Raw genomic sequence first — 25416 nt, 5'->3', positions numbered from 1 at the left:
TTTTTTATATTGTTACATTGATTTATACAAAAGATTTTAATTGATAAAATAATGAAGAAGAGCCGCTTGTTCGAGAGAGAGAAGTGTGACTTTGGGCGGGTTAACATCACTACAACAGCAAAATGGTGAGCAATTAGGGTATTCCATTTCAAATGAAGTAAGAATACCCAAATCCTAATTATGGTTTTTCTGCGATTCTTTTCAGATATTCATTGTTTTTGAATGCGATCATGATCATTTCAAAACAGATTCGAGAAGTAAGGCCACCAGCAAGGATGCTAAAAAAGCCGCCGATGACGCTGGTATTTATCATTACAAATACGCCGGAAATAATGATGAGCACCAGTAAAAGCCAATATAAACCAGTAAGAATTTTTGGTGTTAGCAAAGCATCGAAAAAAAGTACATTCTTAAGCATTACGAAATCCTTCTTATTTGAGCGTTAAAATTCCAGCAGGGATTATGCATTAGCTTTAAACCTCTTGCCATACACAAACACTTACAAATATTATGGAATTATAATAATCAGATGATTCTCGTTATTACTGCTCAAATTGGGCACTTTAATTACTAAAAGTTCAGTATCATGCCAACGCCGACCTCTTCAATATTAACTGCATTAGCTAGGGCTATTTTGGCTTTAAGATCAGTACAGTGGCAGGGATAAACTGCTTTAGCATTGAGTTGTTTAAAATAGTCAGATGTTCTGGATAGAATATCACTACTGGCATTTAATAAATGAAAGCCGCCAATAACTGCACGCACACGTTTATCGCTGGTAACTTTAATAGCATAATCGATAATATTGCAGATGCCAGAGTGAGAGCAGCCCGTGATTATTACGATACCTTCAGGGCTGGTATAAACCATTGCACTATCATCGGTAACAAAATCTTCAACTTTATGGCCGCAGCAATCGACAGTTTCGCCAATAGGCTCTAGCCCTTCGAAATCGTTGTTACGCGCAATCTCCCCTAAAAAGAGTAAATTATCGGTAAGGTAATATACCCCAGGCTGTTCGACCCGTTCGAAAAGCGTCGGATAACCATCCGCCGGTAAATTAGCCCCTATAGATTTATCTTCATAGTATTTCGGCAGAAAAGCATTGGGATGAGCAACAATCTTTATTTTCTTGGCATATTGATGGTTTACCCGATCAAGATGCTGTGCCAGGTGGTTTAGCCCCCAGCTATGGTCGTTATGTCCATGAGAAAGGACAATACTGTCTATCTCTGTCAGGTTAATGCCTAAAATAGCCGCATTACTCAGAAAAACGTCGGAGTAACCGGTATCAAAAAGAAATGATTTTTCGTCAATTCGTAAGTGGTAGCAGACACCAGGTTCGGCGGTAAGGTACTTATCTATCAAGGTATTATTATCAACTAATATGGTTAACTGCATCTTCCCTTCCTTCTGCTATTTTATCCCCCGATTTTTCACCAATGCCAATACCATGGTTTTTTCTTCTGGTGATAATGCCATAAACGCTAACATCATGTCTGCTAATACATCGTCGGCGGTATAGAAGTACGCTAGCGGTATTTGCAACACATCTGCGAGTTGTTGGGCTACCTCCATGCTGGCTTCATGTACACCTTTCTCGTAACGATTTATACGTGTACTTGCTACAAATTCATGGTCTCCAGCAGACAAAAATAAAAGCTACGTTATCCGTAGTATCGAACTCAAAATAAATTCACGAGTATATCTGCTCTTTTTACGACCAAGAGTTAGGTGGATACATGAGAAAAGACTGGCATCATGCGGATATTATTGCCGCTTTACATAAGTAGAATACTTCATTGGCTAAACTTTCACGCGTTGCGGGGTTAGCTTCATCGACATTAGCAAATGCGCTGAGCCGCCCTTGGCCGAAAGGTGAGTGGTTGATTGCGAAAGCATTGAATATTCATCCGGCTGAGATCTGGCCGAGACGCTATTATGATGGAAATGGTGACTTAATTGACCGTAAAGCCAGAATCCGGGAAAAACAAGCTAAGCAATACCCAGCCCTTTCTGGGACAACCCTCGAAGTATACTGGCATCCTTAAGACGTTGGCTGAAAATATCACGTTGTTGTCGAGGAGAGTTCATCGCTACGATAGTCGTAGGTATGAATCACCTTAGATACTACGAATAACGTAATTATAGAAATGGCAGCAGATTAAATAGAAAATAGCCCGTGATCTCACGGGCTTTAAAGACATTTTTTGTGATGTATTAAAACTTACTCGATATTCTGGATCTGCTCGCGCATTTGCTCGATAAGCACTTTCAGTTCGATAGCGGAGTTGGTCACGTCGGCATTGATAGACTTTGATGCCAGCGTATTCGACTCGCGGTTAAATTCTTGCATCATAAAATCAAGGCGACGGCCTACCGCTTCTTTCTTCTTCAGAATATTGTGCGTTTCTTTAACGTGCGCTTCCAGGCGATCTAGCTCTTCGGCAACATCGACACGTTGCGCCATCAGCACCAATTCCTGCTCCAGACGGGTATTTTCCAGTTGGACTTGCGCTTCTTCCAGCTTATTGAGCAAGCGTTCACGTTGCCACTGTAAGATATTTGGCATATGCGCACGGACTTTAATCACTTCCGCACTAACACCATCAAGGCGCTGTTCGATAAGGGTTTTCAGTGCCGCACCTTCTGTTTCGCGGGAAACGATAAAGTCATCCAGCACGATATCCAATGCTTGCATTAGCTCGGTACTGATTGCGTCCAGATCCTGCTCTTCAGCGGCCATGACACCCGGCCAGCGCAGAATATCCACCGGATTTATCTCGCCTTCATCACTTTGCATTTTGACCCAGTTACCGGCTTCAACTAACTGCTTTGCCAGTTTTTCGTTAAGGATCAGAGAGCTTTGTGCGTTGGCATCCAGTTCAAAACGCAGGTTGCACTCGATTTTGCCGCGCGTTAAGCGGCCACGGATGCGTTCGCGGATAACTGGTTCCAGACTGCGAAATTGTTCAGGTAAGCGAATATAGGTTTCTAAATAGCGTTGGTTAACGGAACGCAGCTCCCAGGCTGCGCTACCCCATTCACCCTTAATGTCACGCCGAGCGTAAGCGGTCATGCTGCGGATCATTGTTGCGTACCCGTTTTAAAGAAAAGATGCAGCGATTATAGCCTCCGAGGCGCAGGCAGGATAGGCATTACATCACTAAGGCCGTATAATGCGCGACCAATATCGATTTAAAGCCGGAGAAAGCCCATGCGTCCAGCAGACCGAGCAGCACAACAAGTCCGCCCACTCACCCTGACCCGTAATTACACGAAACACGCTGAAGGTTCAGTATTGGTTGAGTTTGGCGATACCAAAGTATTGTGTACCGCCACGGTCGAAGAGGGTGTTCCGCGCTTTCTCAAAGGCCAAGGGCAGGGCTGGATAACTGCTGAATATGGCATGTTGCCGCGTGCTACTCATAGCCGTAATGCCCGTGAAGCCGCGAAAGGTAAACAAGGTGGCCGTACTTTAGAGATTCAGCGCCTGATTGCCCGTTCTTTACGTGCTGCGGTTGATTTGAAGAAATTAGGTGAGTTCACTATCACCTTAGACTGCGATGTGTTGCAGGCTGATGGTGGTACCCGTACTGCTTCAATCAGTGGTGCTTGTGTGGCTCTGGCCGATGCACTGAATAAACTGGTCGCGGCGGGTAAATTGAAAGCGAACCCGATGAAAGGTCTGGTTGCTGCGGTTTCTGTCGGTATCGTTAAAGGCGAGGCCCTTTGCGATCTGGAATATGTAGAAGATTCTGCCGCAGAAACGGATATGAATGTGGTGATGATGGAAGATGGCCGGATGATTGAGGTGCAGGGCACCGCAGAAGGCGAACCATTCAGTCACGAAGAACTCTTGTCGTTGCTGGCTCTGGCCCGTGGGGGAATAGAGACTATTTTCCAGGCACAGAAAGCAGTGTTAGCACAATAATTGATTAAGGCGACTTGCTAGTCGCCTTTTTTTTGCCTGCAATTTAGGTATCGAGTCAGTTAATAAAGCAGTTAACAAGAACAGTCACAATCTGGAGAGGAGAAGTACCCATGAAAGCCTATCAGCGCGATTTTATCGAGTTTGCGCTTAACAAGCAGGTGTTGAAGTTTGGCGAATTTACCCTGAAGTCTGGGCGGATTAGCCCCTATTTCTTTAATGCCGGATTGTTTAATACCGGGCTGGATCTGGCAAAACTCGGGCGTTTTTATGCCGCTGCCTTAGTAGATTGTGGTGTGGAGTTCGATCTGTTGTTCGGGCCAGCATACAAAGGTATCCCAATTGCGACGACGACGGCTGTTGCATTGGCAGAGCATCATGAGCGCGATGTGCCTTACTGTTTTAACCGTAAAGAAGCAAAAAATCACGGGGAAGGCGGCAGTCTGGTAGGTAGCCCGTTACAAGGCCGAGTCATGCTGGTGGATGATGTAATAACCGCTGGTACTGCTATTCGTGAATCAATGGAGATTATCAATGCACAGGGCGCGACCCTGGCTGGCGTAATGATTTCATTGGACCGTCAGGAACGTGGCCGTGGTGAGATTTCAGCGATTCAGGAAGTTGAACGTGATTATCACTGCAAAGTGATTGCGATTGTGACGTTGAGTGATGTGATAAGTTATCTGGAAGAAAAACCAGAAATGGCTGATCATCTGGCAGCAGTGCGTGAATATCGCAAAGAATACGGTATCTAGCCACGGTATTGCTAAGCCAGCAAAAAGGGCCATCAGGCCCTTTTTTTATAGGTTTTTTGACTGCCGCGACTGAGTTTATTGCAACTGCGCCACAATCAGTGGCCAGCGGGCGTCAAACTCTTGTGTTGGCCGGTAGCGGAATTCTGAACGGACAAAGCGCGAAAGCATCCCTTCACAAAATGCCAGTAGTTGAGTCGCCAATAGCGCTTCATCATGTATAAAACCTTGCCCATCACGCAGTTTTTTCTCGCGCAAAACTTGACGCAATTGCACTTCAATACGTTCAAACAGTTGATTAATCCGCCCTTGCAGACGATCTTGCTCAAACATCAGTGCATGCCCGGTCATGATTCGGGTCAGGCCGGGGTTGCGTTCTGCAAACCCTAATACCAGTAGCAGGATTAGCCGGAGGCGATTAAACGTCTCTTTTTCATCTTGCAGAATCAAATTAATGCGGGACATCAGACTATCTTCAATAAACTCGATCAGGCTATCGAACATCCGCGTTTTACTGGGGAAATGTCGATAAAGCGCTGCTTCAGAAACCCCCACATTGGCGGCAAGTTTAGCGGTAGTAATGCGTTGGCTGCCATCACTGGATTCCAGCATCTGCGCTAAAGCCTGCAAAATCTCCTCGCGCCTGTTCCTTTTCGTATTCTGTTTTTCTGCCATGTCCGAGTAGACCCTTGCTAAAAATGACTTAATAACAAAAACCCAAATATCGGCCGCACTGGGTACCAAGCCCCGGCGGCTTATGTGATAGCTTTTTTACGATATTGAGGTCTAGGGTAGGTTATTGGCGCCCAGAATGACCAAAACCACCGGTACCACGTTCACTTTGGTCAAAATCCTCAACCAAATTGAATTCTGCTTGTACTACGGGAACAAACACCATCTGAGCGATGCGTTCGCCGGGTTCGATGGTAAAAGCCTGTTGACCACGGTTCCAGACTGACACCATCAATTGCCCTTGATAATCGGAATCAATCAGCCCCACCAGATTACCTAATACCACGCCATGCTTATGCCCCAAACCGGAGCGCGGCAGAATGACGGCGGCTAAAGCACTATCACCGATGTGTATGGCTAAGCCGGTAGGTAACAATGTGGTTTGCCCCGGCAGTAAATCAACTGCCTCGTCCAGACAGGCACGTAAATCCAGCCCGGCAGAACCTTCTGTAGCATAGGTTGGTAAAGGAAATTCATTGCCAACACGTGGGTCCAGAATTTTAATGTCGATTTTTTTCATCATAACGGCTGACAATCTCGTCTATTAAACGCTGACTGAGGAGGTGTTTATCGCTGAGCGGTAAACGTTTCTCTCCAGCCAGCCAAAAAAGGTGCAAGGCATTGGTATCACTGTTAAAACCATGCTCTGCGAGCGATACATCATTAGCGCAAATCAGATCCAGCTTCTTTCGCACTAGTTTTTGTCGCGCGTATTCTTCCACATTCTGGGTTTCGGCAGCAAATCCAACCACAAATGGTCGATTTTTAGCCATCGAAGCCACGCCGGCAACAATATCCGGGTTTTTCACCAACTTAAGGGTGATCTCATCACCCTGTTTTTTTATTTTCTCATCAGAAACTTGCTCTGCACGGTAATCCGCTACCGCAGCACAAGAAATAAAAATATTCTGCTGGGCTACGGTGTTCTGCACGACCTGCTGCATCTCAAGAGCACTGACAACATCAATGCGATTAACACCCGTCGGCGTGGAGAGATTCACCGGGCCTGCAATCAGCGTGACTTTAGCGCCTCTCGCGGCGGCGGCCTGAGCAATTGCGAAGCCCATCTTGCCCGAACTTTGATTACTGATAAAGCGCACCGGATCAAGTGCTTCACGCGTTGGCCCTGCGGTAATCATGACACTCAAATGTTGCAGGTCTTGTTTTGCAGAAAAATGACTGTCTGCCAGTGCGACGATTTCCAGCGGGTCCAGCATTCTTCCCGGCCCCACATCACCACAAGCCTGGCTGCCGCTGTCCGGCCCCCACAGCAACATTCCGCGATTAGCGAGAGTCTGCAAGTTCGTTTGGGTGGCCGTAGCACGGTACATCTGTTGATTCATGGCCGGAACAGCCGCAATAGGGGCTGCCGTGGCCAGGCAAACCGTGGTCAGTAGGTCATTTGCCATCCCCGCAGCAACCCGGGCCAGTAAATCAGCCGTAGCCGGAGCCATGATGACCAGATCAGCCCATTTACCTAACTCAATATGGCCCATGGCGGCTTCTGCCGCCGGATCGAGTAAATCATCTGAGACGGGATAACCCGAGACTGCCTGCAACGTGAGCGGCGTAATGAACGCTTTGGCGGCGGTCGTCATCACCACACGCACTTCTGCGCCCCTGTCGCGCAAGCGGCGTACCAGCTCAGGAGATTTATACGCGGCAATACCTCCGCTAATCCCGAGCACAATATGTTTGCCGGAAAGTCCCGTCATCATGATTGTCCGAATGAAAGCTGTAAGAGGCAATATTTTAGCATAACCGCTGAGTAGATTAGCTATCGGGCTGTCGCTTGATGTCATCAATCATCAAATTTGCGAAGCGTTTCGCATGCACTTAATCATGAGTTCGCCAGGCAGAAAGCCTTCTGTCATGCTGCACGTGCTGTTCTGGGATCACAGGAGCCAAAGGATGGATGAATGGTATGGGCAGATAGCCCCAAGGGAGAAATTACTGAAATACGGTGCAGCCATGCTGACCGATGCCGAGTTACTCGCTATTTTTCTGCGTACCGGTATTCCGGGAGTACACGTAATGCAGATGGCTGAATATCTGATTGAAGAGTTTGGCTCACTTCATGGGCTGATGTCGGCGGATTATCAGACGTTATGTGCTCAAAAAGGGATTGGTGCATCTAAATACAGCCAAATTCAAGCTATTGCAGAACTAGCCTGCCGTTGCTTTTCATCCCACCTGATGCGGGAAAGTGTTCTGCAAAATCCCGAAATTACCCAAAAGTTTCTACAAAATATTCTTTCCCACCGCGAACGAGAGATTTTTTTAGTCATGTTTTTGGATAACCAGCATCGTGTTATTCGCCATGAGGAGATGTTTACTGGTACCATTAGCAGCGTTGAGGTCCATCCGAGAGAAATTGTGCGTGAAGCGCTGAAGGTTAATGCCGCCGCGCTGATTCTGGCGCATAATCACCCCTCGGGTAAGGCTGAACCGAGCCAAGCCGACCGTTTGATTACTACGCAGGTGATAAAAGCCTGCTCATTATTAGATATTCGTGTGCTCGATCATTTAGTGGTTGGCCGGGGTGAATGTGTCTCATTTGCTGAACGGGGATGGCTTTAGAGCAATAATAATTGATCCTTTCAGGATCTTTAGCTGTTCGGGACTTGAGCACTTACGCTTCAGAGCGTATACTACGCCACCTTTGAGAATCTTGGGTTTGGCGTGAAGAGCCTATCTCAGCAGGTTTATAGCCTGGTGGCAGGGGTTTCTGACCTGATGACAGTGAGTCTTCTCAGTGAATTTGCTGAGATGGGCTCTAAAGCCTGACGAGGCGGCCAAATCCTATACGAAGCTCGAGCTGATTTGATTTTTGGAGAATAGACATGTCCCGAGTCTGCCAAGTTACTGGCAAGCGCCCGGTGAGCGGTAACAACCGTTCCCACGCAATGAACGCGACCAAACGCCGTTTTCTGCCGAACCTTCACTCTCACCGTTTTTGGGTTGAGGGCGAGAAGCGCTTTGTAACTCTGCGTGTATCTGCTAAAGGTATGCGTGTTATTGATAAGAAGGGTATCGAAACGGTCTTGGCCGAAATTCGTGCCCGCGGTGAGAAGTATTAAGGAACTGAATCATGGCTAAAGGTGTTCGCGAGAAGATCAAGCTGGTTTCTTCTGCTGGTACTGGTCACTTCTATACCACTACGAAGAACAAGCGTACTAAGCCGGAAAAATTGGAATTGAAGAAATTCGATCCAGTTGTCCGTCAACACGTGATCTATAAAGAAGCTAAAATTAAATAATTTTAATTTTGGTGGATTATGAAAACCCGGCTTCGGCCGGGTTTTTTATTATATAAAGTTCAGTGAGATACGTTTAGGGAGGTTACATGCCTGAATTACCAGAAGTTGAGACCAGCCGACGCGGGATCGAACCTTATCTTGTCGGCCAAACCATTCTTTACGCGGTGGTTAGAAATGCCCGTTTGCGTTGGCCGGTATCCGATGAAATTCTGGCTTTGAGCGATCAGCCGGTGCTCAGTGTTCAGCGTCGGGCCAAGTATTTACTAATAGAACTGCCAACTGGCTGGATTATCGTCCATCTGGGAATGTCAGGTAGCTTACGGATATTATCTGAAGAAACTGAAGCTGAAAAACACGACCATGTCGATTTGGTGATCAGTAATGGCAAAATATTGCGTTATACCGACCCACGGCGCTTTGGTGCCTGGTTGTGGGCAAAAGACCTTGAAACCAGCAATGTATTAGCACATTTAGGGCCAGAACCACTGAGCGACGAATTTTCTGCCCAATATCTGTTTGATAAATCACGTAATAAGCGCACCGTGATTAAACAGTGGCTGATGGATAATAAAGTGGTAGTTGGGGTTGGCAATATTTACGCCAGTGAATCCTTGTTTGCCGCGGGTCTTTTGCCTGACCGTGCTGCCGGTTCATTAACCAACGCTGAAATTGTACTGCTAGTGGCCACAATAAAAGCCGTGTTGCTGCATTCCATTGAGCAGGGGGGCACTACATTGCGCGACTTTCTACAGTCAGACGGTAAGCCTGGTTACTTTGCGCAGGAGTTGCAGGTGTACGGGCGGGCAGGCGAGCCATGTCGCCGTTGTGGGCATCTGATTGAAATTGCGAAACATGGGCAGCGCAGCACGTTTTTTTGCCGCCACTGCCAGCATTAATCGTATACCCTTCGTATTCGAAGCCGCTGGGTTGTGCGCTATGTTCGCTTACCACCTACCGGTAACGCCAATTAACTCTGGCTATATAGGGTATCGCGTAAATAAAGAGTCAGGCCAGTTTACTCATTAGCGCTTTGGTGACCGGTACCGGAAGGAACGGCGTGATATCTCCACCATGGCGCGCCACTTCCTTCACCAATGAGGAAGAGATAAACGACCATTTTTCTGATGGCATCAGGAACACACTCTCCAGTTTTGGCATCAGGTGACGGTTCATATTGGCCAGTTGCCATTCATACTCAAAGTCTGATACTGAGCGTAAGCCTCGTACCAAAATATTAGCATCGTGTTTTCTGGCGAACTCAGCCATCAGTTCACTGAATCCTAAAACCTCTACATTCTTCAAAGGTGCGGTCACTTCTTTGGCCAATGCCACGCGTTCTGCCAGTGTAAACATCGGTTTTTTGCTGGAACTGTCGGCAATAGCCAGGATGACATGGCTGAACATGGCAGCGGCACGTGTCACTAAGTCCAAATGCCCATTAGTTATGGGGTCAAATGTCCCCGGATAGATGGCTTTGGTGGTCATGAGTTCTCGCTTTTCTGATATTGGTGGCTCAATGCCCACAGAGCCGCATATTTATTAAAGGTATATTGCGCGTTTACGACTGCCAGCAATAGCCCTTGTTTACCATCGAGGAAACCTGCACGTAATAACCATGTTTTACAGAAAGCCCCAAGAGTATGGCTGAGAATAGAGAAGTAGCTGCAACTCTTACCTTGCTGATGGCGCTGAGTAGCCCACGCCTTTGCATAACTCAGTTGTTTACGTTGAAAAGCAAAGAAATCACGGCAAGTTAGATGCAATAAATCACCGCTCAACGGGATAACTTTTGCTGAGCCGCTATTGAGTGATTCATGCACCAAATTATCGTTATATTGGAACTGATGATGCGGATATAACCGGGTTACTCGATCTGGATACCAGCCACTGTGGCGCATAAAACGGCCTAAAAACAGGTTCCGCCGTGCACAGCTATAAACCGCGCCTTCCTCTGGTGCGATAAGTACCGCTTCAATAGCAGCTTTAAGCTCAGGGGTTACTCGTTCATCGGCATCCAGCATCAGAATATAATCACCACTGGCATATTGTTGGGCTAATTGCCGCTGTTTACCATAACCCGGCCATTGCTCATTACAGTAGACTTTAGCGCCATATTGCTGAGCCAGCGCGATGGTTTCATCTTCACTGCCTGAATCCAATACCACTATTTCATCAGCCCAGCTCACTGATGCCAGACAATCCGCCAGCAATGAGGCTTCATTCTTGGCAATCATCACCACTGACAGGCGTTTTCTTGCACTCATTTAGTGGCTCCGTTGCGGCAGATAAGGCTCCAGCAAGTGTAATAGCCGCTGTAGTGCACCTTGGTTTTCATGCAACACATCAACTGCATGGCGACCATAATAGAGGCGGCAATCTTCATCTGTTAGCAGCACGGTGATTTCTTTTACCAGCGATAGGGTATCTGTCACGGTTATCAACCCTTCAGCCTGTTCCAGCTTGGCACAGATGTCTTTAAAGTTAAATGTATGTGGCCCCATCAACACCGGAATGGCATGGGCCGCGGCTTCCAATGGATTATGACCACCACGTTCAACCAGGCTTCCACCGACAAAGGCCAGATCGGCAATGCCATATAGCAGCATCAGTTCACCCATGGTATCGCCAATCACAACCTGTGTACTGCCAGAAGGGATTTCACCTTTGCTACGTAAGGTATAACTCAGCCCTGCTTTCTGTGTCAGTTCAACCGCTTTCGGGAAACGTTCGGGATGACGAGGTACCAAAATCAACAATAATGTCGGGAAGTGTTGCAGCAGTTGGCTGTGAGCCTCCAGCAAAATGGCTTCTTCGCCGTCATGAGTACTGGTTGCAATCCACACCGGGCGATGCGGTGCCCATTGGCGGCGTAATGTTACGGCTCTGGCTGCTAATTCAGGGGTGACGGAAATATCAAATTTCAGGCTGCCCGTTACCGTCAACTGAGAACGTCTTAGGCCCAGTTCGATGAAACGCTCGCCATCTTCTTGATTTTGTGCAGCAATCAGTGTGATGCGTTGCAGCATATTACGGATAAAACTACCGATCTTCTTATAGCCAGCGGCAGAACGGGCAGAAAGACGTGCATTGGCAATCACCAGTGGGATCTTGCGACGATGCAGCGCATTGATAAGATTCGGCCACAGTTCTGTTTCCATGATAATGACCAGCTTAGGATTGACCTGATCAAGAAAACGGTTCACCGAGCCGGGGAGGTCGTAAGGCAGATAAACGTGGTGAACATCTTTACCAAACGCAGATTGGACACGCTCAGAACCGGTAGGCGTCATGGTGGTCACGGTAATGGGCAGTGATGGGTAGCGGTGACGTAATGCCCTGACTAAAGGGATCGCGGCCAGTGTTTCACCGACTGAAACTGAATGCAGCATGATACCGCCAGCGACAACTTTACCGGCGCAAAAACCATAGCGTTCCCCCCAACGCTTGCGATAAGCGGGGGCTTTACGGCTACGTAACAGCAACCGCAGCCAAATCAAAGGTTGAATAAGGTAGAGCAGTACCTGATATAAACGCAGCAACATTCTATCAATTTCATTAATATGGATTATTAAGAATAATACCATATTTGAGCAAGAAAGGCTCTTTTCAACTGGGCCAGCCTGATAGCCGGAGTAGGGCCAGACTATTCATAAAAAAGAATATAATTTTTAACAAATTTCAGTAATTGGGCAGCGATAAAATTGATTTTGCTTGCTTAAAGATGAGAGTGATTATCATTATTTCTTGTCGCGCTTAAGTGTATAGCCATAGATACCAGTAAGTTGTTATTTGATGATATTTTTATCTGGAAATATGCCTGTTTTTGGCGGTATATCGCTATTTATTGAAGCCGATACTTTGATGGAATGGTATTTAGTAATTAATGGTGTAACCGATAAATTGGTGAGCCGTTATTCGGAGGATATCAGCGAGTCGCGCTATTACTTATTTAAATAATTAATTAGAGATTCTTAACAGTCAGACGTTGATGTTAATTGAAGCTATGTATTAGCCGCCATCTCTTGTTGGATAATAGGTTAGAAAGATAATCAGACAACCCATAACAAGCGAGTCTGATAATTACCAGAGTCGCTTGTTATTACATGATAAATACTGGCAGATAGAATTCCTGGCGTGAATAAATCACGGAAAACAAACAATAGTCGCTTATGAAATCAGTGCTTCCAATCGCGCCATAATAGTTTCAGCCGTAATAGTATCCATGCTTTTTTGTTCGGAAATCACCGCAATCTGGTTTTTCCCGTAGCCACCAATTAACCCAGGGTCAGTTGGGCCGAACAGGGTAATATTGGGGCGATCCAACGCTGCGGTTAGGTGGCTGAGGCCGGTATCAACGGAAACGACGGCTTTTGCACCCGCCAGAACCTCTGCCACCTGCTGGAGGCTGAGTTTAGGCAAGACCTCAACATGCGGAAAATGCTCCGCTAATCGTAACGCGCGTTGATACTCATGTTCCGCCCCCCATGGTAACTTGATTTTTAAACCGGTGGGTGCAACCAGCTCGATCAATTGCAGCCAATGGCTTTCAGGCCAGTGCTTGCTGTCTCTGGTTGTTGCGTGCAGAAAAACCAAATACTGACCAGCATCGCTGGGTAATTGGCTTAAAAAGCGCTGCGCGATAGCATAATCGCCATAGCTGTCAGGTTTGTCATAGCCAAGGCTTTTGGCAAACAGTTGGCGTATGCGCTCAACAGCATGTTGTTTAGTCTCAATCTCATGACGGCAGTTATAAAACCAACTGGCAAAGGGTTCGCGGGCACTTTTGCAATCTGGGCCATGTCTAACCCCTTTGGCGATACGAGTAATCAGTGCGGCACTTTTAATTAGCCCCTGAGCATCAATCACCACATCATAACGGCGCTGCTGCACAACACGTTTAAAATCACAGCGTTCCTGCCGGGTATCACTACCAAACCAATTCTTACGCCAACGGCGGATAGCAACCGGAATAACTCGATCCACCGCCGGGTGCCAACTGGGTATTTGGCTGAACCCTTCCTCTACCACCCAATCAAAGCGAATATCTGGCATAGCATTCATTGCATCGGTCAGTGCGGGCAACGTGTGTAAAACATCGCCCATTGAAGAGGTTTTAACGATCAAGACATGCATTAATCGGCCTCACTGACAGTGCTTTGGCGAGCCGATAATTGTTTCTCAAGGGCCGCCATCACTTGTTCTGGCTGGATATCAATCAAACTCTGATGATAGCCCTGCGCGCTATCGCCTTTGCGCACTTTGTGATAGCCGGTAATGAGGCGAATGACCGTGGCTTTATCAGACAGTGGTGGGGTGAAGTCCGGGCTGCTTGGGCCATATAAGGCCACTAATGGCTTATTTAATGCAGCAGCAACATGCATTAAACCGGAGTCATTACTGACTACCGCACTACAGGCTGCAATCAATACCACCGCTTGCTCCAGCGAGGTTTGCCCTGCCAGATTGAGGCAGAATTCGCGGGAATTTTCGCCCAAAGTCTGGCGGATCTCTTCACCGGCTTCATTATCTTTAGCTGAGCCTAATAGGACGACTTGATAGCCAGTATCAATCAGTTTCTGGGCCAGAGTGGCATAGTGATAATGTGGCCAGCGTTTTGCCGGGCCAAACTCAGCGCCTGGGCAGAAACCCACGATTGGCCGGTTATCTGTCAAATTGAATGACGCAGTAATCTCGGCAATTTCTTCATCCCGAACCTGCAATTGCGGCCATAGCAAAGGTTGCGGTAAATCGTCGGCTGAATGGATTTTTTCTTTATCATAGGCCAGTGCGACATAGCGCTGAACCATCATAGGGAAGGCTTGTTTATCCAAGATACGCATATCATTGAGCAAGAAGTAGCGCATTTCGCCACGCCAGCCAATGCGTTGCTTAATCCCTGAAAAATAAGGTATTAGGGCGGATTTAAATGAGTTTGGCAGCACATAGGCACGGTCATAGCCGGTTTCACGTAAGGCTAAACCCAAGCGACGACGTTCATCAAAAGCAAAAGCCCCATGGCCTAAGGGCATGGGGATTGCATGACGCACTTCTGGCATTCTGGCCAAAAGCGGACGGCACCACGCAGGTGCCATCACATCAATATCTGCTGCCGGATATTCGGCCTTCAGGGTACGGTAAAGACTTTGCGACATCATCATATCGCCAACCCAAGAAGGGCCGATGACCAGTATTTTCATACCGTTTATCAATTCCTTGCAGCAAGTAATTTAGACTGAGCGATTGAGCCAGGCCAGGTATTCGTTGACGCCTTCAGCGACGGTTTTAAACGGTTTGTCGTAACCCGCAGCACGCAACTTGGTGAGGTCAGCTTGGGTGTATGCCTGATAACGACCTTTCAGTTTTTCAGGGAATTCAATGTATTCCACAGGTCCACTGTGGTGGAAGTCTACTACCGCATCGGCAACCGCCTGGAAAGATTCCGCGCGACCGGTACCACAGTTGAAAATGCCGGAGACATTGTTTTGCCAGAACCACAGGTTAACGTCAGCCACATCACCCACATAGATGAAATCGCGTTTGAAGTTTTCACTGCCGGAGAAGAGTTTAGGATTCTCACCCGCATTGATCTGGTTATTCAGGTGGAAGGCAACGCTTGCCATGCTGCCTTTGTGCCCTTCGCGTGGGCCATAAACATTGAAATAACGGAAACCACAAATTTGCGAATCAGCTTGCGGCAGAATCTCGCGCACATACTGATCAAACAAGAATTTGGAATAACCATAAACGTTAAGTGGTTGTTCGTACTGACGATCTTCGATGAAATTATCGGTACGCCCACCGTAAGTGGCAGCAGAAGAGGCATATAAGAACGGAATGCCGCGATCCAGACAGAAGTGCAGGATATCTTTAGAGTATTGATAGTTGTTATCCATCATGTACTTGCCATCCCACTCGGTGGTGGAAGAACAGGCACCCTCATGGAAAATAGCATCAATATCACCCATGTCATCACCGGCAACGATACTGGCGACAAAATCTTCTTTATCCATGTAATCAGCGATATCCAGATCAACCAAATTGACGAATTTAGTGCCGTCTTTCAGGTTATCAACAACCAGAATATCTTTATAACCGATATTATTCAGTGCCTTAACGATATTGCTGCCAATGAAACCGGCGCCGCCAGTGACGATAATCATCAGGTTCACCCTTGCTAATCTTCTTGGTCGGGCACAATGCCCCACACTCTAGTTGGCGTTATCATAACATTTCATAGGATAGCGCACAGCCGCAAGGGGCTTAATCTCACGGTTTCTATGTGCTTTAGGATTGTTCACCGTGATATGTACTGCATTTTTTATAATATAAGACAAGGTTCCTCGTCAGTTCACTCACTAATCAGTAAAATGTACTGTGAAATTGCCCATCTTGGAGATAACTGAATGTCCCAGCCATTTAATCGACACCCTTTTTATCAGCAATTAGAACAACAACTCATAACTACCCGTGCTGAAGGGTTGTATAAAAACGAGCGAATTATCACCACCGCCCAGCAAGCAGACATTGCTGTAGCTGATGGAAGCCGTGTTATTAATTTCTGTGCCAATAATTATTTGGGCCTGGCCAACCACCCAAGGCTTATCGCAGCCGCTAAGCAAGGCATGGATACTCATGGTTTTGGTATGGCGTCGGTTCGTTTTATTTGTGGTACGCAAGACACACATAAAGAGCTAGAGCAGAAGCTGGCCAGTTTCCTCGGTATGGAAGATGCCATTCTTTACTCTTCTTGTTTTGATGCTAACGGCGGTTTGTTTGAAACCCTGCTGGGGCCAGAAGATGCCATTATTTCTGATGCGCTGAATCATGCTTCAATCATTGATGGTGTACGGTTATGTAAAGCCAAGCGCTACCGTTATGCCAATAACGATATGAGCGAACTGGAAGTCCAACTCAAACAAGCCAAAGCAGATGGTGCGCGTCATATTATGATTGCCACTGACGGTGTGTTCTCCATGGATGGTGTCATTGCCAACCTGAAAGGTGTTTGTGATTTGGCGGATGAGTATCAGGCATTAGTGATGGTCGATGACTCCCATGCTGTGGGCTTTGTGGGGGCTAATGGTCGTGGTACTCATGAATACTGCGAAGTAATGGATCGCGTTGATATTATCACCGGTACTTTGGGTAAAGCACTGGGTGGGGCGTCAGGCGGTTATACCGCTGGCCGCAAAGAAGTGGTTGAGTGGTTGCGTCAGCGTTCACGGCCTTACTTGTTCTCAAACTCATTAGCTCCAGCAATAGTAGCGGCTTCTATTGAAGTGTTATCGCTATTGGAAGACGGCGCTGAACTGCGTGATCGCTTATGGTCGAATGCGCGTTTATTCCGCGAGAAAATGAGTGCCGCCGGATTCACATTGGCTGGCGCTGATCATGCCATCATTCCTGTCATGCTCGGTGATGCGGCACTTGCGCAAAAATTTGCCAATGCCTTGCTGAAAGAAGGTATTTACGTCACCGGCTTCTTCTATCCGGTGGTGCCAAAAGGTCAGGCTCGTATTCGTACCCAAATGTCGGCTGATCATACGACAGAGCAAGTCGAGCGGGCTATTGAAGCCTTTGTGCGTGTTGGCAAACAACTTAACGTTATTGCGTAAGGAATGTTCATGAAAGCATTATCTAAACTGAAGGCCGAAGAAGGTATCTGGATGACCGATGTGCCGTCACCAGAGCTGGGGCACAACGATATCATGATCAAAATTCGCAAAACCGCTATCTGTGGTACCGATGTGCATATTTATAATTGGGATGAATGGTCGCAAAAAACGATCCCCGTCCCAATGGTGGTTGGCCACGAATATGTTGGTGAAGTTGTCGCCATTGGTCAGGAAGTGAAAGGCTTTAATATTGGTGATCGGGTGTCTGGCGAGGGTCATATTACCTGCGGTCATTGCCGTAATTGCCGTGGCGGTCGTACTCATTTGTGCCGTAATACCGTGGGGGTTGGGGTTAACCGGCCGGGTTCTTTTGCTGAGTATCTGGTCATTCCTGCCTTCAATGCGTTCAAAATTCCAGACAATATTTCTGATGAGCTAGCCGCTATTTTTGACCCCTTCGGCAATGCGGTGCATACCGCGTTATCCTTTGATTTAGTGGGTGAAGATGTACTGGTTTCCGGTGCTGGCCCGATTGGTATCATGGCTGCTGCCGTGTGTAAGCATGTTGGCGCTCGCCATGTCGTAATCACTGATGTGAATGAATATCGCCTGGATCTGGCACGTAAAATGGGTGTAACCCGTGCCGTTAACGTTAGTAAAGAGAATCTGACGGATGTGATGGCTGAACTGGGCATGACTGAAGGGTTTGATGTCGGTCTGGAAATGTCAGGTGCGCCACCGGCGTTCCGTTCATTACTTAACTCAATGAATCATGGTGGGCGTATCGCAATGCTGGGGATACCTCCCTCTGATATGTCTATCGACTGGAATCAGGTGATCTTCAAAGGGCTGTTTATCAAAGGGATATATGGCCGTGAAATGTTTGAAACCTGGTACAAAATGGCAGCACTAATTCAATCTGGCTTGGATTTAACCCCGATTATCACTCATCGTTTCTCTATCGATGAGTTCCAGCAAGGGTTTGATGCGATGCGTTCGGGTAAGTCGGGTAAAGTGATTTTAAGCTGGGACTAAAATATTCCCTTCGGCCTTGAAGTTGCAGGGGTGTTGGCTGCGCACACTAACCCGAATCACTTACTTATGTAAGCTCATCGGGATGAGTTTGCTGGCCGCCTACCTGCACCTTCAATGACTTTGGGAACGCCCTTCGGCCTTGAAGTTGCAGGGGTGTTGGCTGCGCACGTTACTCGGCCCATCCATGGGCCTCGCCTCTGCGAGGCCGCTGCAAGCAGCGTTCAAATCTGCTCCCGACAGATTTGTTACCCGAATCACTTACTTGTAGTTGACCTTACATGAATAAGCTCATCGGGATGAGTTTGCTGGCCGCCTACCTGCACCTTCAATGACTTTGGGAACGTCCTTCGGCCTTGAAGTTGCAGGATTGAGAGCGGGGCAGTCAGGTGATGATTGCCCCGTTTTATTAAGGCTTATCTGCTTTTGGTTTATCAACCGGAATAACTGGCGCTGCTGGTGGGAAATATTGCTGCCAATGCTTTTGGACAAATATCATTGCAGGGCTTTGCATCAAGCTCTCACCGATGATGCTAAACATCCTGTCTGCGTAGATTTTCTCCGCTACATAGCCCTCTTTCGCTTTGCATTGCTTGATAGCTTTCAGGCGCTCGCCTTGGGTTGAGCCAGGTAGTTTGGTTTTACCCGACAACATGCCGCCACTGTTATTTTGCGTATTGTTTTGTACCGGCTCATTAAGAAGTGCACTTGGCCGGACTAATACGATATCAGCAGGTAACTGAGGCAACATTTGTTGCAGCACTTTAATGGTGGCCGGATGGGGGTGCCCGATAGCAATAGCCGAACCATTACGACGAGCCAGTTCTACCGCACGGTTAAACTGTTGGCGGATCGCCGCTTCATTTTGTGAGTCATCCAAAAAGACTTTGCGCTTAATGACCTTAACCTGAGTCCCCTCTGCGGCACGGCTCGCCTGGCTATTACCGATGGTCACGCTATCGAGGAAATAGAGCTGATAGTGGTCCAGCTCCTGCATCACTTTCTGCATGCCGGAGAAACTGGAAGTCATCGCGCTGCCCATATGGTTATTCATGCCCTTGGCATAGGGGACATTATTCACCGCCTGGCGCATGATGCGCTGAATTTCTTCGCTGCTCATTGATGGCTGTAATGTATCGCGCTCCAGCGGTTGTTTACTTAGGGGAGCCATCGGCAAATGAATCAGTATTTCGCGCCCTTGATTATGGGCTTTGACGGCCATTTCTCTGGCATAAGGTGCATTCGGCAGGATAGCCACCGAAATAGGCAATGGCATCTGTAAAATCTTGTTTTCGTTCTGGGGGCGATAACCAAAGTCATCAATCACAATAGAAAGTTTGCCCGCCTGTGCGGCGTTAGCGATGAGTAGGGTGCTTACGATGATAAATCGACGTGTGTTGAAATAGTGCAATACAAGTTCCCTAAGGTTGTTCGCTATCGTCCTAACCAAGGTTGTGGGTTAACAGCTTGTCCCTGACGGCGGATTTCGAAATAGAGTGATGGCTCACCCTGGCCGCCACTGGTACCAACAAGGGCGATCGGTTGGCCAGCTTTCACCTGAGCACCCACATTGACTAGTGCACTCTGATTGTAGCCATACAAACTCATATCCCCTCTACCATGTTCGATAACCACAACCAAACCATAGCCTTGCAGCCAGTCAGCCAATAAGACGCGGCCATCGGCGATCGCTTTTACTTCACTGCCTTCTGGTGCGGAGATAACCATGCCTTTCCAGCGTAGTTCACCTTGTAAGGCTTCACCGAAACGATGAGTTACATTACCACGGATCGGCCAGACAGCTTGCCCATCCGGGCGACCAAGGCCGCCAGTGCGTGCCATTAATGAGCGCTCACTTTCACTTGGTTTGTAGCTAGAACCGGTTTTCTTGGCTTGTTGTTCTTTAACTTTTATCTGTTCGCGTACCCGAGCGGCTTCTTTGGCCTCTCGTTCGGCGCGAGCTTTCGCTTCTCGTTCTGCTTTGGCTATTTGATCACGCAAGCGGGTTTCGTTTAGTTTTAACTCAGCCAGGCCTTGCTGATCTTTTTCCAGTGAAGCTTCCAGCGAGGTCAGGGTTTTCTTGCGTGCGGTACGTGCTTGTTCCAGTTTTTGCTGCTGAGTTTTCTGCTCATTCAACACGGTTTTTTGCTGATTTTGCTTTTGCTCCAGCGTTTTTTTCTCGGCAGAGAGATGGGTACGAGTCTGTTTCAGCTCTTCAATGGATTGCTGTCGGGCTTCATTGAGGTAACTGAAATAAGCCAGAATACGCTCACTACGCTGGCTCTCTTCGCCACTTAAAATAAGCTGTAAACCACTGTGTTGGCCCTGTTTAAAGGCAGCATCAAGTTGTTTAGACAGAATATTTTGTTGCTGGGATTGTTTACTCTCGAGTTTCTCAATCGAGGAGGTGAGACGGGAGATTTCTTGGTCCAACTCAGTCAGGGTACCTTGGGTGTCACGCAGGCTGCGGCTGGCCTGAGCAATGGTATTTTCCTGTTGTTTCAACTGATCCAGCAATGAACTGCGTTGCTGTTTTTGTTGCTGAACACTTTTTTCTTTTTCGGCAATATCCTGCTGAATGGTCTTCAACTGGTCTTTGCTCTGTGCAGTTTTTGCTGTAGCGGGGGCATCTGCTGCCGTGCTGGATAATGGCAATAGCAATACGCCAGCGCAAAAAACGCTGGCGTACAGTGCTGACCACGGGCGACGCACCAACTGACCGGACAGCCGAGAAACTGTATCTCGGCTGGTGGTAATGGCATCTTCCGTAACCATTAATTTTGCAAATGACGCCTTTTCCTTCATAACGAAGGATTATTCCACGATGAACAGCGGCTTACCAGTCATCTCTTGCGGGATTTCCATTTCCATCAGTGACAGCATGGTTGGTGCGATATCTGAAAGTTTGCCACCTTCCACCGCTTTAACCCCTTTATTGCCGACATAAATCAGTGGCACAGGCAGGCTGGTATGGGCGGTATGGGCCTGACCGGTTGCCGGGTCGCGCATCTGCTCAGCGTTGCCGTGGTCGGCGGTGATAAGCAATTGGCCATCGACGGCTTTTACGGCAGCAACCACTTGTTCAATACAATTATCCAGTGTTTCTACTGCTTTCACCGCAGCATCGTAATCACCGGTATGACCAACCATATCGCCGTTCGGATAGTTACAAATTATCACATCATATTTGCCACTGCCGATAGCGCCGACCAGTTTCTCCGTCAGTTCTGCTGAACTCATTTCCGGTTGCAGGTCATAAGTGGCCACTTTCGGTGAGTTGATCAGGATACGGTCTTCGCCTTTAAATGGTTCTTCAACGCCGCCGTTATAGAAGAAAGTGACGTGAGCATACTTTTCAGTTTCGGAAATACGTAACTGGGTTTTGTCATGCTTCATCAGCCACTCACCGAAGGTATTCTGTAGTGATGCTGGTGGGTAAGCGCAGGCTACTTTAATATCCGCTGCATATTCGGTCAGCATAACGAAATCGCCGAAATTAACTACTTTATCGCGTTTGAAACCGTCAAAATCGGCATTAACAAAGCTGCGGGTGATTTGACGGGCGCGGTCAGCGCGGAAGTTCATGAAGATCAGCGCGTCGCCATCGTTCATCGCCGCATCGGCTTCGCCAGCCGCCTGAATGACAGTTGGTCGGACAAATTCATCGTTTTCATCACGGGCATAGGCTGCTTGCAGACCTGCGACGGCGTTATCGACGGTGAATTCACCTTTTGCCTGAGTCAGCAAATCGTAAGCCAGTTGTACGCGATCCCAGCGGTTATCACGGTCCATCGCATAGTAACGACCAATAATAGAAGCGATGCGGCCTTTACCCAGTGCGGCAAATTTCTCAGTGAATCGTTTCAGTGAAGACTCAGCACTGCGCGGCGGAGTGTCACGTCCATCGAGGAATGCGTGCAGATAAATAGCCGTCGCACCGCGTTTGGCGGCCAGTTCAACCATCGCCAGAATGTGGTCTTCGTGGCTGTGTACACCACCGGCAGATAACAGACCCATAATGTGGACCGCTTTGCCTGCTTTAACCGCTTTATCAATCGCTGCTGTTAAGGTTGAGTTAGTGAAAAAGTCGCCGTCTTTGATCTCTTTGTCGAGACGGGTCAAGTCCTGATAAACAATGCGACCAGCTCCCAGGTTGACGTGGCCCACTTCAGAGTTACCCATTTGCCCATCTGGCAGGCCAACATCCAGACCGGACGCGGCAATTAAAGTATGAGGCTGTTGCTGCCATAAACGGTCCATCACCGGCGTTTTAGCATTCAGAATGGCATTATCCTGCTGTTCTTCGCGGTGACCGTAGCCATCAAGAATAGTCAGTACCAGTGGTTTTTTAGTGCTCGACATTGCATAACCTCTTTCTTATAAGTCCAAGTGTCAAATAGCAGCGAACATCCAACGATATGCGCGGCTATGTACACTCGGCTATTTACGTTAACGTATTTACACCGCCAGAACGAAGGCGGTAATTTACTACAAAACCGGTTAAAAATAGCCCAAAGAGATCAACATTGGCGTGGGGTTTTGCGTAATTGTCATCATTTAGACGACAAAAGTTTCCGAAATGGCTCGCAGTTTCTGCAATAGCACTTGCATATTGGCTGTATTTGCCGCAACGCGCAGGTATACTCTGTGACCTTGAATATTATCCCCTAACTAACGGGAGTTTTTACCCCCATGTTGCAAGAAATTATGCAATTCATTAGCCAGCATCCGGTTTTGAGTCTGGCCTGGGTGGCGTTGTTCGTCGCCGTAATTTTCACCAGCTTTAAAACCTCTCTCTCTAAAGTGAAAGAGATTACCCGTGGTGAAGCGACGCGTCTGATTAACAAAGAAGATGCGGTTGTGGTTGATATCCGCACACGTGATGATTATCGCAAAGGCCATATCGCCAGTTCTATTAATTTGCTGCCAAGCGACATTAAAAACGGTAATTTGGCTGAATTGGAAAAACACAAAGCACAGCCTATCATTGTGGTTTGTGCTACTGGGACAACCTCTCGTGCTTCGGCTGAACTGCTGAACAAAGCAGGCTTTGAACGCGTATTTACCTTGAAAGAAGGTATCTCCGGTTGGAGTGGCGAGAATCTACCACTGGCGCGCGGCAAGTAATCATATTGCCTGCGTTTTAGTGATATGAGTATTGAGCTGTACCCGTATTTGTTATAAAAATTCGCTATATCAATAAATTATAATGTTAACTGAGGTGTATCCATGGCGAAGATTGAGATTTATACCAAAGCAACCTGCCCGTTCTGCCATCGTGCCAAAGCACTGCTGAACCACAAAGGTGCTGCTTTCCATGAAATCGCAATTGATAGTGATCCGGCCAAACGCGAAGAGATGATTGCTCGGAGTGGGCGGACGACTGTGCCTCAGGTATTTATTGATGGGCAGCATATCGGTGGCTGTGATGATTTACACGCCCTGGATGCGCGCGGTGGGCTTGATCCGCTGCTTTAACTCGTCAGTGGGTCCCATTAATTTGATGGACAGAGCCCACGGCGGCAGTGCTATTTAATACAGACGTCTAACTTAGGGTATTTATACACATGTCCGAACAAAACAACACAGAGATGGCTTTCCAGATCCAGCGTATCTACACCAAAGATATCTCTTTCGAAGCACCAAATGCTCCGCAGGTTTTCCAGCAGGATTGGCAACCAGAAGTTAAACTTGATCTTGATACTGCTTCTAGTCAACTGGCTGAAGATGTGTATGAAGTGGTACTGCGAGTGACGGTAACCGCCTCTTTGGGTGAAGAAACTGCATTCCTGTGTGAAGTTCAGCAGGGTGGCATCTTCTCCATCGCGGGTATCGATGGTACCCAGTTGGCGCATTGCTTAGGTGCATACTGCCCGAACATTTTGTTCCCGTATGCTCGCGAATGCATCACCAGCCTGGTTTCTCGTGGTACTTTCCCACAGCTTAATTTGGCACCGGTTAACTTTGATGCCCTGTTCATGAACTATCTGCAACAGCAGGCTGACGGCGAAGGTGCTGAACAACGTCAGGATGCCTGATGAACACCATCAATGCTTCAATGACTGTAATCGGTGCCGGATCTTACGGCACCGCATTAGCCATTACGCTGGCGCGTAATGGCCATCAAGTCGTGTTATGGGGTCATGACCCTAAGCATATTCAGGTTTTGCAACGTGATCGTTGTAACCAAGCTTTCCTACCCGATGTTCCTTTCCCAGATACCTTATTACTGGAAACCGATCTGGCACGTGCGCTGGCAGCCAGCCGTGATGTGTTAGTCGTGGTACCTAGCCATGTCTTCGGTGCGGTATTGCATCAGTTGAAACCACATTTACGCAACGATGCACGTATCGTCTGGGCGACCAAAGGGCTTGAGGCCGAAACTGGCCGCTTGCTGGCGGATGTGGCGCGCGAAGTGTTGGGTGAAACTATCCCGCTGGCGGTGGTGTCTGGCCCAACCTTTGCTAAAGAGTTGGCAGCAGGGTTACCGACGGCAATTGCGCTGGCATCAACCGATGCGCAATTTAGCGAAGACCTGCAACAGTTATTGCACTGTGGCAAAAGCTTCCGGGTTTACAGTAATGCTGATTTTATCGGGGTGCAGCTTGGCGGTGCGGTGAAAAACGTGATTGCGATTGGTGCCGGGATGTCCGATGGCATTGGTTTTGGCGCGAATGCCCGTACTGCACTGATAACCCGAGGTTTGGCCGAAATGACGCGGCTGGGTTCTGCATTGGGTGCCGACCCTTCCACCTTTATGGGCATGGCAGGCTTGGGTGATTTGGTGCTAACCTGCACAGATAACCAATCTCGTAACCGTCGGTTTGGTATTATGCTGGGCCAAGGGTTAGGCGTACAAGAAGCGCAGGACAAGATTGGTCAGGTGGTTGAAGGTTACCGCAATACCAAAGAAGTTCTGGCATTAGCCCAGCGCCATGGTGTTGAAATGCCGATAACTGAACAGATCTATCAAGTGCTCTATTGTCACAAAAATGCCCGTGAAGCGGCATTGACCTTATTGGGGCGGACCAAAAAAGATGAGAAAAGCGGCATTTGATCGGTTACGCGGGTTTGGCGGAATAAAATAATAACTAC

General features: G+C 47.8%; 29 protein-coding genes. 13 read left to right on the top strand and 16 right to left on the bottom strand.

The features are described 5' to 3' along the window. Positions 1 to 178 precede the first annotated feature (178 nt). The 3 genes from Q2T71_RS18535 to Q2T71_RS18525 form a co-directional block, all read right to left on the bottom strand. The gene (locus Q2T71_RS18535) at positions 179 to 418 is read right to left on the bottom strand and encodes a DUF4282 domain-containing protein (RefSeq protein ID WP_083161672.1); all 240 of its coding nucleotides are present in this window, start codon (positions 416 to 418) and stop codon (positions 179 to 181) included. Positions 419 to 570: 152 nt separating this feature from the next. Then, positions 571 to 1401 carry an MBL fold metallo-hydrolase gene (locus tag Q2T71_RS18530; protein WP_372560147.1) on the bottom strand — a complete coding sequence of 277 codons (831 nt, stop codon included), beginning with the start codon at positions 1399 to 1401 and terminating at the stop codon, positions 571 to 573. A gap of 15 nt (positions 1402 to 1416) precedes the next feature. Then, a complete protein-coding gene (locus tag Q2T71_RS18525; protein WP_372560146.1) occupies positions 1417 to 1653 on the bottom strand; it encodes a helix-turn-helix domain-containing protein in 237 nt (78 codons plus the stop codon). Positions 1654 to 1802: 149 nt separating this feature from the next. Here Q2T71_RS18525 and Q2T71_RS18520 point away from each other — a divergent pair, with 149 nt between their 5' ends. Then, positions 1803 to 2051 (top strand): helix-turn-helix domain-containing protein, encoded by a 249-nt coding sequence (locus Q2T71_RS18520; protein ID WP_372560145.1) that lies wholly within the window; start codon positions 1803 to 1805, stop codon positions 2049 to 2051. A 176-nt stretch (positions 2052 to 2227) separates the two neighbouring features. On the opposite strand, the gene Q2T71_RS18515 is transcribed toward Q2T71_RS18520, so the two are convergent. After that, positions 2228 to 3091 (bottom strand): YicC/YloC family endoribonuclease, encoded by an 864-nt coding sequence (locus Q2T71_RS18515; protein ID WP_005191086.1) that lies wholly within the window; start codon positions 3089 to 3091, stop codon positions 2228 to 2230. A 126-nt stretch (positions 3092 to 3217) separates the two neighbouring features. On the opposite strand from Q2T71_RS18515, the gene rph reads away from it, so the two are divergent. Beyond that, positions 3218 to 3934, top strand: a complete 717-nt coding sequence (gene rph / locus Q2T71_RS18510; RefSeq protein ID WP_083161705.1) for a ribonuclease PH — start codon at positions 3218 to 3220, stop codon at positions 3932 to 3934. A gap of 110 nt (positions 3935 to 4044) precedes the next feature. Next, positions 4045 to 4686: an orotate phosphoribosyltransferase gene (gene pyrE / locus Q2T71_RS18505; RefSeq protein WP_083161707.1), complete on the top strand. Its 642-nt coding sequence runs from the start codon at positions 4045 to 4047 to the stop codon at positions 4684 to 4686. Positions 4687 to 4761: 75 nt separating this feature from the next. On the opposite strand, the gene slmA is transcribed toward pyrE, so the two are convergent. The 3 genes from slmA to coaBC all read right to left on the bottom strand — a co-directional run bounded on the left by slmA (position 4762) and on the right by coaBC (position 7133). Continuing rightward, positions 4762 to 5358: a nucleoid occlusion factor SlmA gene (slmA, locus tag Q2T71_RS18500; RefSeq protein ID WP_005191076.1), complete on the bottom strand. Its 597-nt coding sequence runs from the start codon at positions 5356 to 5358 to the stop codon at positions 4762 to 4764. 121 nt (positions 5359 to 5479) lie between these two features. Continuing rightward, positions 5480 to 5938, bottom strand: a complete 459-nt coding sequence (gene dut, locus Q2T71_RS18495) for a dUTP diphosphatase (RefSeq protein WP_042568893.1) — start codon at positions 5936 to 5938, stop codon at positions 5480 to 5482. Next, a complete protein-coding gene (coaBC, locus tag Q2T71_RS18490) occupies positions 5916 to 7133 on the bottom strand; it encodes a bifunctional phosphopantothenoylcysteine decarboxylase/phosphopantothenate--cysteine ligase CoaBC (RefSeq protein ID WP_372560144.1) in 1218 nt (405 codons plus the stop codon). The genes dut and coaBC overlap by 23 nt, the downstream gene beginning before the upstream one ends. 193 nt (positions 7134 to 7326) lie before the next feature. On the opposite strand from coaBC, the gene radC reads away from it, so the two are divergent. The 4 genes from radC to mutM all read left to right on the top strand — a co-directional run bounded on the left by radC (position 7327) and on the right by mutM (position 9570). Continuing rightward, positions 7327 to 7995 carry a DNA repair protein RadC gene (gene radC / locus Q2T71_RS18485; protein ID WP_083161712.1) on the top strand — a complete coding sequence of 223 codons (669 nt, stop codon included), beginning with the start codon at positions 7327 to 7329 and terminating at the stop codon, positions 7993 to 7995. Between the two features lie 263 nt (positions 7996 to 8258). After that, a complete protein-coding gene (rpmB, locus tag Q2T71_RS18480) occupies positions 8259 to 8495 on the top strand; it encodes a 50S ribosomal protein L28 (protein WP_005164747.1) in 237 nt (78 codons plus the stop codon). 11 nt (positions 8496 to 8506) lie between these two features. Beyond that, a complete protein-coding gene (gene rpmG, locus Q2T71_RS18475) occupies positions 8507 to 8674 on the top strand; it encodes a 50S ribosomal protein L33 (RefSeq protein WP_004392084.1) in 168 nt (55 codons plus the stop codon). 86 nt (positions 8675 to 8760) lie between these two features. Continuing rightward, entirely contained in the window at positions 8761 to 9570 is an 810-nt protein-coding gene (mutM, locus tag Q2T71_RS18470; protein WP_372560143.1) for a bifunctional DNA-formamidopyrimidine glycosylase/DNA-(apurinic or apyrimidinic site) lyase, read from the top strand. A 109-nt stretch (positions 9571 to 9679) separates the two neighbouring features. Here mutM and coaD read toward each other — a convergent pair whose 3' ends face one another. The 6 genes from coaD to rfaD all read right to left on the bottom strand — a co-directional run bounded on the left by coaD (position 9680) and on the right by rfaD (position 15834). Continuing rightward, entirely contained in the window at positions 9680 to 10159 is a 480-nt protein-coding gene (gene coaD, locus Q2T71_RS18465) for a pantetheine-phosphate adenylyltransferase (protein WP_083161716.1), read from the bottom strand. Further along, on the bottom strand, positions 10156 to 10938 hold the full coding sequence (locus tag Q2T71_RS18460) for a glycosyltransferase family 2 protein (protein ID WP_372560142.1): 783 nt from the start codon (positions 10936 to 10938) through the stop codon (positions 10156 to 10158). The genes coaD and Q2T71_RS18460 overlap by 4 nt, the downstream gene beginning before the upstream one ends. Further along, positions 10939 to 12216, bottom strand: coding sequence for a lipid IV(A) 3-deoxy-D-manno-octulosonic acid transferase (waaA, locus tag Q2T71_RS18455; RefSeq protein ID WP_372560141.1), 1278 nt, complete (start codon positions 12214 to 12216; stop codon positions 10939 to 10941). A 625-nt stretch (positions 12217 to 12841) separates the two neighbouring features. Beyond that, the gene (rfaC, locus tag Q2T71_RS18450) at positions 12842 to 13807 is read right to left on the bottom strand and encodes a lipopolysaccharide heptosyltransferase RfaC (RefSeq protein ID WP_372560140.1); all 966 of its coding nucleotides are present in this window, start codon (positions 13805 to 13807) and stop codon (positions 12842 to 12844) included. Next, entirely contained in the window at positions 13807 to 14871 is a 1065-nt protein-coding gene (rfaF, locus tag Q2T71_RS18445) for an ADP-heptose--LPS heptosyltransferase RfaF (RefSeq protein WP_083161722.1), read from the bottom strand. Before rfaF ends, rfaC begins: the two co-directional genes overlap by 1 nt. Before the next feature lie 30 nt (positions 14872 to 14901). Then, complete coding sequence (gene rfaD / locus Q2T71_RS18440; protein WP_083161724.1) at positions 14902 to 15834, bottom strand: ADP-glyceromanno-heptose 6-epimerase; 933 nt, start codon at positions 15832 to 15834, stop codon at positions 14902 to 14904. A gap of 243 nt (positions 15835 to 16077) precedes the next feature. On the opposite strand from rfaD, the gene kbl reads away from it, so the two are divergent. Continuing rightward, complete coding sequence (kbl, locus tag Q2T71_RS18435; protein ID WP_372560139.1) at positions 16078 to 17289, top strand: glycine C-acetyltransferase; 1212 nt, start codon at positions 16078 to 16080, stop codon at positions 17287 to 17289. A gap of 9 nt (positions 17290 to 17298) precedes the next feature. Further along, the gene (tdh, locus tag Q2T71_RS18430) at positions 17299 to 18324 is read left to right on the top strand and encodes an L-threonine 3-dehydrogenase (RefSeq protein WP_372560138.1); all 1026 of its coding nucleotides are present in this window, start codon (positions 17299 to 17301) and stop codon (positions 18322 to 18324) included. A 406-nt stretch (positions 18325 to 18730) separates the two neighbouring features. Here tdh and Q2T71_RS18425 read toward each other — a convergent pair whose 3' ends face one another. From Q2T71_RS18425 to gpmM, 3 genes are read right to left on the bottom strand one after another with little or no spacing between them, the layout of a single operon-like run. Further along, positions 18731 to 19732, bottom strand: a complete 1002-nt coding sequence (locus tag Q2T71_RS18425) for a divergent polysaccharide deacetylase family protein (RefSeq protein ID WP_372560137.1) — start codon at positions 19730 to 19732, stop codon at positions 18731 to 18733. Between the two features lie 23 nt (positions 19733 to 19755). Further along, complete coding sequence (gene envC, locus Q2T71_RS18420) at positions 19756 to 21126, bottom strand: murein hydrolase activator EnvC (protein ID WP_372560136.1); 1371 nt, start codon at positions 21124 to 21126, stop codon at positions 19756 to 19758. Positions 21127 to 21135: 9 nt separating this feature from the next. Continuing rightward, the gene (gene gpmM, locus Q2T71_RS18415) at positions 21136 to 22683 is read right to left on the bottom strand and encodes a 2,3-bisphosphoglycerate-independent phosphoglycerate mutase (protein WP_372560135.1); all 1548 of its coding nucleotides are present in this window, start codon (positions 22681 to 22683) and stop codon (positions 21136 to 21138) included. Between the two features lie 330 nt (positions 22684 to 23013). Between gpmM and Q2T71_RS18410 the strand changes: the two genes are divergently transcribed. The 4 genes from Q2T71_RS18410 to gpsA all read left to right on the top strand — a co-directional run bounded on the left by Q2T71_RS18410 (position 23014) and on the right by gpsA (position 25378). Further along, positions 23014 to 23448 (top strand): rhodanese-like domain-containing protein, encoded by a 435-nt coding sequence (locus tag Q2T71_RS18410; RefSeq protein ID WP_005190598.1) that lies wholly within the window; start codon positions 23014 to 23016, stop codon positions 23446 to 23448. Positions 23449 to 23550: 102 nt separating this feature from the next. Next, complete coding sequence (gene grxC, locus Q2T71_RS18405) at positions 23551 to 23799, top strand: glutaredoxin 3 (RefSeq protein ID WP_083161740.1); 249 nt, start codon at positions 23551 to 23553, stop codon at positions 23797 to 23799. Between the two features lie 89 nt (positions 23800 to 23888). Then, positions 23889 to 24359 carry a protein-export chaperone SecB gene (gene secB, locus Q2T71_RS18400; protein WP_032907531.1) on the top strand — a complete coding sequence of 157 codons (471 nt, stop codon included), beginning with the start codon at positions 23889 to 23891 and terminating at the stop codon, positions 24357 to 24359. Next, on the top strand, positions 24359 to 25378 hold the full coding sequence (gene gpsA, locus Q2T71_RS18395) for an NAD(P)H-dependent glycerol-3-phosphate dehydrogenase (protein WP_372560134.1): 1020 nt from the start codon (positions 24359 to 24361) through the stop codon (positions 25376 to 25378). The genes secB and gpsA overlap by 1 nt, the downstream gene beginning before the upstream one ends. Positions 25379 to 25416 lie beyond the last annotated feature (38 nt).

It is taken from the genome of Yersinia sp. 1652 StPb PI (genome assembly GCF_041538345.1).
GTDB lineage: Bacteria > Pseudomonadota > Gammaproteobacteria > Enterobacterales > Enterobacteriaceae > Yersinia > Yersinia enterocolitica_E.
This window is presented reverse-complemented; position numbering and strand designations above follow the sequence as displayed.

What these genes read in the sequence shown, in the direction of transcription:
- Q2T71_RS18535 (WP_083161672.1), bottom strand. Translation starts at nt 418, where the DNA reads ATGCTTAAGAATGTACTTTTTTTCGATGCTTTGCTAACACCAAAAATT.
- Q2T71_RS18530 (WP_372560147.1), bottom strand. Translation starts at nt 1,401, where the DNA reads ATGCAGTTAACCATATTAGTTGATAATAATACCTTGATAGATAAGTAC.
- Q2T71_RS18515 (WP_005191086.1), bottom strand. Translation starts at nt 3,091, where the DNA reads ATGATCCGCAGCATGACCGCTTACGCTCGGCGTGACATTAAGGGTGAA.
- rph (WP_083161705.1), top strand. Translation starts at nt 3,218, where the DNA reads ATGCGTCCAGCAGACCGAGCAGCACAACAAGTCCGCCCACTCACCCTG.
- pyrE (WP_083161707.1), top strand. Translation starts at nt 4,045, where the DNA reads ATGAAAGCCTATCAGCGCGATTTTATCGAGTTTGCGCTTAACAAGCAG.
- slmA (WP_005191076.1), bottom strand. Translation starts at nt 5,358, where the DNA reads ATGGCAGAAAAACAGAATACGAAAAGGAACAGGCGCGAGGAGATTTTG.
- dut (WP_042568893.1), bottom strand. Translation starts at nt 5,938, where the DNA reads ATGATGAAAAAAATCGACATTAAAATTCTGGACCCACGTGTTGGCAAT.
- coaBC (WP_372560144.1), bottom strand. Translation starts at nt 7,133, where the DNA reads ATGATGACGGGACTTTCCGGCAAACATATTGTGCTCGGGATTAGCGGA.
- radC (WP_083161712.1), top strand. Translation starts at nt 7,327, where the DNA reads ATGGATGAATGGTATGGGCAGATAGCCCCAAGGGAGAAATTACTGAAA.
- rpmB (WP_005164747.1), top strand. Translation starts at nt 8,259, where the DNA reads ATGTCCCGAGTCTGCCAAGTTACTGGCAAGCGCCCGGTGAGCGGTAAC.
- rpmG (WP_004392084.1), top strand. Translation starts at nt 8,507, where the DNA reads ATGGCTAAAGGTGTTCGCGAGAAGATCAAGCTGGTTTCTTCTGCTGGT.
- mutM (WP_372560143.1), top strand. Translation starts at nt 8,761, where the DNA reads ATGCCTGAATTACCAGAAGTTGAGACCAGCCGACGCGGGATCGAACCT.
- coaD (WP_083161716.1), bottom strand. Translation starts at nt 10,159, where the DNA reads ATGACCACCAAAGCCATCTATCCGGGGACATTTGACCCCATAACTAAT.
- Q2T71_RS18460 (WP_372560142.1), bottom strand. Translation starts at nt 10,938, where the DNA reads ATGAGTGCAAGAAAACGCCTGTCAGTGGTGATGATTGCCAAGAATGAA.
- waaA (WP_372560141.1), bottom strand. Translation starts at nt 12,216, where the DNA reads ATGTTGCTGCGTTTATATCAGGTACTGCTCTACCTTATTCAACCTTTG.
- rfaC (WP_372560140.1), bottom strand. Translation starts at nt 13,807, where the DNA reads ATGCATGTCTTGATCGTTAAAACCTCTTCAATGGGCGATGTTTTACAC.
- rfaF (WP_083161722.1), bottom strand. Translation starts at nt 14,871, where the DNA reads ATGAAAATACTGGTCATCGGCCCTTCTTGGGTTGGCGATATGATGATG.
- rfaD (WP_083161724.1), bottom strand. Translation starts at nt 15,834, where the DNA reads ATGATTATCGTCACTGGCGGCGCCGGTTTCATTGGCAGCAATATCGTT.
- kbl (WP_372560139.1), top strand. Translation starts at nt 16,078, where the DNA reads ATGTCCCAGCCATTTAATCGACACCCTTTTTATCAGCAATTAGAACAA.
- tdh (WP_372560138.1), top strand. Translation starts at nt 17,299, where the DNA reads ATGAAAGCATTATCTAAACTGAAGGCCGAAGAAGGTATCTGGATGACC.
- envC (WP_372560136.1), bottom strand. Translation starts at nt 21,126, where the DNA reads ATGAAGGAAAAGGCGTCATTTGCAAAATTAATGGTTACGGAAGATGCC.
- gpmM (WP_372560135.1), bottom strand. Translation starts at nt 22,683, where the DNA reads ATGTCGAGCACTAAAAAACCACTGGTACTGACTATTCTTGATGGCTAC.
- Q2T71_RS18410 (WP_005190598.1), top strand. Translation starts at nt 23,014, where the DNA reads ATGTTGCAAGAAATTATGCAATTCATTAGCCAGCATCCGGTTTTGAGT.
- grxC (WP_083161740.1), top strand. Translation starts at nt 23,551, where the DNA reads ATGGCGAAGATTGAGATTTATACCAAAGCAACCTGCCCGTTCTGCCAT.
- secB (WP_032907531.1), top strand. Translation starts at nt 23,889, where the DNA reads ATGTCCGAACAAAACAACACAGAGATGGCTTTCCAGATCCAGCGTATC.
- gpsA (WP_372560134.1), top strand. Translation starts at nt 24,359, where the DNA reads ATGAACACCATCAATGCTTCAATGACTGTAATCGGTGCCGGATCTTAC.